We start from the raw sequence: 4,788 nt of genomic DNA, 5'->3' as shown, positions 1-4,788 counted from the left end.
CTGGGAGCCTCCACCGTTGGACTGAAGCTGGACTGACTCTGGGCGCCGCGCCGTCAGCGCGTGCCGCTCACCGCGTACTCGGCCAGGTGCGCCACGGCGGCCCGGCGATCCACAATGGACCGCAGGATCTCACCGACGCGCACCGCGGTGTTGGACAGCAGCGACGACGTGATGCCGTGCGTGTGCTCGGTGCCGCCCTGCAGGTAGAGCCCGCCGCGCACGGCGGCGTCGGTGGTGATGCGGTAGTCGCGCTCCACGCGCAGCCGGCCTTCCGCGTCGCGCCGGCAGCCCGCGGCGAGCTCTCCGAGCAGCGGCGTCGGGTCCGCGGGCAGGTACCCGGTGGCGTAGACGACCGCGTCGGCGTCGAGCACCGCGCGTTCACCGGTGGTCAGCGATTCGACGGTCGCGCGCACGTGCGTGCCGTGGTCGGTCACGTCCACGGGCCGGGAGACGTTGAACAGCCGCAGCCGCTCCACGCCGAGCACCTTCTCCTGGTACACGCGGCGGTAGAGCTCGTCGATCAGGTCGAGGTCGACCGCGGAGTAGTTGGTGGCCCCGTGGTAGCGCATGAGCCGGTCCTTCACGGGCTCACTGGCGCCGTAGAAGTGGTCGACCGCCTCCGGGTCGAAGATCCGGTTGGCGAACGAGCTGTCGTCGGCCGGGCTGTAGCCGTAGCGCGCGAAGACCGCGCACACCTCGGCGCGAGGGAACTCGTCGTGCAGCAGGGCCGCGACCTCGGCCGCGCTCTGGCCCGCGCCGACCACCACGAACCGCTTCGGTTCGCTGCCGCGCAACCGTTCGACGCGCGGCAGCAGCTGGCTGTTGTGCCAGATCCGCTCACCGCCGGTGACGCCCTCGGGCAGGTTGGGTCGCAATCCCGTGCCCAGCACGAGGTTGCGGGCGCGCAGCTCCACGATCTCGTCGCCGGATTTCGCGCGGACGTCGAAGAAGACCACCTCGTCGCCGTCGCGGACCGGCTCGACCGAGAGCACCTCGGTGCCGTAGGACACGACGTCGTCGACCTTGGCGGCCGCCCACTCGAAGTAGTCGTGGAACTCGATCCGCAGCGGGAACAGGTTCTTGTGGTTGATGAAGTCGATCAACCGGCCCTTGGCGTGCAGGTAGTTCAGGAAGCTGAACCCGCTCGTCGGGTTGCGCATGGTCGCGAGGTCCTTGAGGAACGAGACCTGCATCGTGGCGGTGTCGATCAACATCCCGCGGTGCCAGCCGAAGCGCGGCTGGCGCTCGAGGAAGTGCGCGGTGACCGTGTCACCGGACCCGGGCGCGGCGTTGTACTCGGTCAGCGCGATCGCGAGGGCGAGGTTCGATGGTCCGAACCCCACCCCGACCACGTCGTACACCGGCACCCGGCCATCGACCACTGCTCGTGACATGAAAGTCCCCTAGCGCGGCACTGCCGCATCTCGGTTCGGCTCAGCTCCACTCGAAAAGCTCAGGAAACCCTAACCTAACTTAGGAGAGGCTCAGCTAGTACCTTGTGGGTGATGTTCGTCCCCTCGACCGTGAAAGGGATTCGCCGATGCGCGTGGCCATGTTCGGCTACCAGACCTGGGGGCACCGCACCTTGCGGGCCCTCATCGACGCTGGTCACGAGGTCGTCCTCGTGGTCACGCACCCCAAGAGCGACCACGCGTACGAGAAGATCTGGGACGATTCGGTGGCCGAGCTCGCCGAGGCCCACGGAATCCGCGCCCTGCTGCGCAACCGCCCCGACGACCCGGAGCTGCTGGCGGAGCTCAAGGCCGCGGAGCCGGAGCTGATCGTCGCGAACAACTGGCGGACCTGGCTGCCGCCGGAGATCTTCGACCTGCCGCCGCACGGCACGCTCAACGTCCACGACTCGCTGCTGCCCGCGTACGCCGGGTTCTCGCCGCTGGTCTGGGCGCTGGTCAACGGCGAACCCGAGGTCGGCGTGACCGCCCACATGATGAACGCGGAGCTCGACGCCGGCGACATCGTGGTGCAGCGCGCGGTGCCGGTCGGCCCGAAGGACACGACCACGGATCTGTTCCACCGCACGGTGGATCTCATCGAGCCGATCGTCGCGGAGGCGCTCTCGCTCATCGAGACGGGCACCGTGGTGCCGATCGCCCAGGACCGGTCGAAGGCGAGCTTCTTCCACAAACGCGCGCCACGCGACAGTCTGATCGACTGGACGTGGCCCGCTTCGGACATCGAACGGCTGGTGCGGGCGCAGTCCGACCCGTACCCCAACGCGTTCGCCTACCACCGCGGGGCGCGGCTGCGGATCGTGCGGGCGTCGGTGTCGGCCGGGCATTACGGCGGCACGCCGGGCCGCATCTTCATCAAGGAGGGCGACGGCGTGGTGATCGTCGCCGGTCCCGCGGCGCGGCGCGGTCACTCCCCCGGCCTGCTGGTGGAACGCGTGCGCACGGAGGACGGCACGGAGCTGGCCGCGGCCGACTACTTCACGACGATGGGCGGATACCTCACCGACCGGCCGTGAGCGCGTTTTGGCGATCGGCTGAAACTGCCGGGTGAGCCGGTTTTGTCGGTGCGCCGGGTTACGGTGGCCGCAACCGTGACCCGGCTTGAGCGCGCCGGGCCCGACCACTGGAGGAACCCGAGATGGCCACCCCGATGTCCGCCGAACGCGCCCGCACTTTCCTCATCGAAGGCAGCCGCAGCGCCATCTTCGTCACCGTCCGTGCCGACGGCCGCCCGCACGCCGTCCCCGTCTGGTTCGCCGCCGTCTCGGTGAACGGGACGGCCGAGATCGTCACCGACCCCGCACGTGTACGTAGCGGTTCGGAACTCATCGCGCGCCGCTACCTGCCCGCCGAAGGAGTGGACCAGTTCGTCGGCTACGCCACCTCGCCGGGCAAGGTCCTCGTGGTGGTCCACCCGTCGCACACCACGGGGGTCGACGCCGTGGCCGGCTGACGCGTCTCGATCACCGGAACGTCGCGCGGCACGCTCGCGCGCGGCCGATCCGCCGCCGCGCCGGACACGGCTCGCGACGGCAGAACGGGCTTCACTCGCCGCCGCGGTGTTTCGCGCGACCTGACAAGCCTTCCGCCCTACGCCGTGGCCGGCTGACGCGTCAGGACTCGGTGACTTTCCCGTCCACCACTTCGAAACGCCGCGTGACCGAGACGGCGTCGAGCATGCGGCGGTCGTGGGTCACGAGCAGCAGTGTGCCGGGGTAACGGTCCAAAGCGGACTCGAGCTGTTCGATCGCGGGCAGGTCGAGGTGGTTGGTGGGCTCGTCGAGCACGAGCAGGTTCACCCCGCGCGCCTGCAGCAACGCGAGAGCGGCGCGCGTGCGCTCGCCCGGCGAGAGCGTGGCCGCGGGGCGCAGCACGTGCGCGGCTTTGAGGCCGAACTTCGCGAGCAGCGTGCGGACCTCGGCGTCGGGCAGTTCCGGGACCTCGCGCGCGAACGCGTCGGCCAGCGGGACGTCGTCGAGGAACAGCCGGCGCGCCTGGTCGACCTCGCCGACGACGACGCCGGGGCCGAGCGCCGCGCTGCCCTCATCGAGCGGCAGCCGGCCGAGCAGGGCGGCCAGCAGCGTGGACTTGCCCGCGCCGTTGGCGCCCGTGATGGCGACCTTGTCCGCCCAGTCCACCTGGAGGTCGACGGGACCGAGCGTGAAGGGGCCGCGGTGCACGACGGCACCCCGCAGCGTAGCGACGACCGCGCCGGCACGCGGGGCCGCCGCGATCTCCATGCGCAGCTCCCACTCCTTGCGCGGCTCGTCCACGACCTCCAGGCGCTCGATCATGCGCTCGGTCTGGCGCGCCTTCGACGCCTGCTTCTCCGTGGCCTCGCTGCGGAACTTACGGCCGACCTTGTCGTTGTCGGTCTGCTTGCGCCGCGCGTTCTTGACGCCCTTCTCCATCCACGAGCGCTGCATCTGCCCGCGCGCCTCCAGCGCGGAGCGAGTGGTGGCGTACTCCTCGTAGTCCTCGCGCGCGTGGCGGCGCGCGACGGCGCGTTCCTCCAAATAGGACTCGTAGCCGCCGCCGAACGTGTTCACCTGCTGCTGCGCGAGATCCAGCTCCACCACGCGGTCCACGGTGCGGGCGAGGAACTCGCGGTCGTGGCTCACGAGCACCGTGCCGGCGCGCAGGCCGGTGACGAACCGCTCGAGACGGGTGAGGCCGTTGAGGTCGAGGTCGTTGGTGGGCTCGTCGAGCAGGAAGATGTCGTACCGGCTCAGCAGCAGCGACGCGAGCCCGGCGCGCGCGGCCTGCCCGCCCGACAGCGAGACCATCGGCTGGTCGAGGTCCACGGCCAGCCCCAGCTCCGCGGCGACCTCGCCCGCGCGGTCGTCGAGGTCGGCGCCGCCGAGGGCGAGCCAACGGTCGAGGGCCGTCCCGTACGTGTCGTCGGCGCCGGCGACACCCTCGGTCAACGCTTCGGTGGCGGCGTCGAGTTCACGCTGCGCTTCGGCGACCCCGGTGCGCCGCGCGAGGAACTGCCGCACCGACTCCCCCGGCCGCCGCTCCGGCTCCTGCGGGAGGTGACCGACGGTGGCCGTCGGCGGGTTCAGCCGGATCCCCCCCGACTCGGGCGGCTGCAGGCCCGCGAGGGTGCGCAGCAGCGTGGACTTGCCGGCGCCGTTGACGCCGACCAGCCCGACGACGTCGCCGGGAGCGACGACCAGGTCGAGGCCGGAGAACAGGATGCGGTCGCCGTGGCCGGAGGCCAGGCCCTTCGCGACGAGTGTTGCGCTCATTTCCCGGCTGATTCTACGGGTGCCGCTCCGCGCCGCCGACGCGCTCCCAGTGTGTCGAGTGTCGT

The 4,788-nt window shown here is 70.9% G+C and carries 4 protein-coding genes; 2 read left to right on the top strand and 2 right to left on the bottom strand.

The window, feature by feature from the left end:
* Window positions 1-53: 53 nt before the first annotated feature.
* Window positions 54-1,394, bottom strand: coding sequence for a lysine N(6)-hydroxylase/L-ornithine N(5)-oxygenase family protein (locus tag AB0383_RS22405; protein WP_364170868.1), 1,341 nt, complete (start codon window positions 1,392-1,394; stop codon window positions 54-56).
* 146 nt (window positions 1,395-1,540) lie between these two features.
* Between AB0383_RS22405 and AB0383_RS22400 the strand changes: the two genes are divergently transcribed.
* Window positions 1,541-2,488 carry a methionyl-tRNA formyltransferase gene (locus AB0383_RS22400; RefSeq protein WP_366188421.1) on the top strand — a complete coding sequence of 316 codons (948 nt, stop codon included), beginning with the start codon at window positions 1,541-1,543 and terminating at the stop codon, window positions 2,486-2,488.
* Between the two features lie 122 nt (window positions 2,489-2,610).
* Window positions 2,611-2,925, top strand: coding sequence for a pyridoxamine 5'-phosphate oxidase family protein (locus tag AB0383_RS22395; RefSeq protein WP_366188420.1), 315 nt, complete (start codon window positions 2,611-2,613; stop codon window positions 2,923-2,925).
* 160 nt (window positions 2,926-3,085) lie between these two features.
* Here the strand turns inward: AB0383_RS22395 and AB0383_RS22390 are convergent, their stop codons facing one another.
* Window positions 3,086-4,723, bottom strand: coding sequence for an ABC-F family ATP-binding cassette domain-containing protein (locus tag AB0383_RS22390; protein WP_364170873.1), 1,638 nt, complete (start codon window positions 4,721-4,723; stop codon window positions 3,086-3,088).
* Window positions 4,724-4,788: the final 65 nt, after the last annotated feature.

This window comes from Amycolatopsis sp. NPDC051373 (assembly GCF_040689465.1).
Classification (GTDB): domain Bacteria; phylum Actinomycetota; class Actinomycetes; order Mycobacteriales; family Pseudonocardiaceae; genus Amycolatopsis.
Note: the sequence above shows the minus strand (reverse complement) of the source record. Positions and strands in the feature narration are given on the sequence as shown.

What these genes read in the sequence shown, in the direction of transcription:
- AB0383_RS22390 (WP_364170873.1), bottom strand. Translation starts at nt 4,723, where the DNA reads ATGAGCGCAACACTCGTCGCGAAGGGCCTGGCCTCCGGCCACGGCGAC.
- AB0383_RS22400 (WP_366188421.1), top strand. Translation starts at nt 1,541, where the DNA reads ATGCGCGTGGCCATGTTCGGCTACCAGACCTGGGGGCACCGCACCTTG.
- AB0383_RS22395 (WP_366188420.1), top strand. Translation starts at nt 2,611, where the DNA reads ATGGCCACCCCGATGTCCGCCGAACGCGCCCGCACTTTCCTCATCGAA.
- AB0383_RS22405 (WP_364170868.1), bottom strand. Translation starts at nt 1,394, where the DNA reads ATGTCACGAGCAGTGGTCGATGGCCGGGTGCCGGTGTACGACGTGGTC.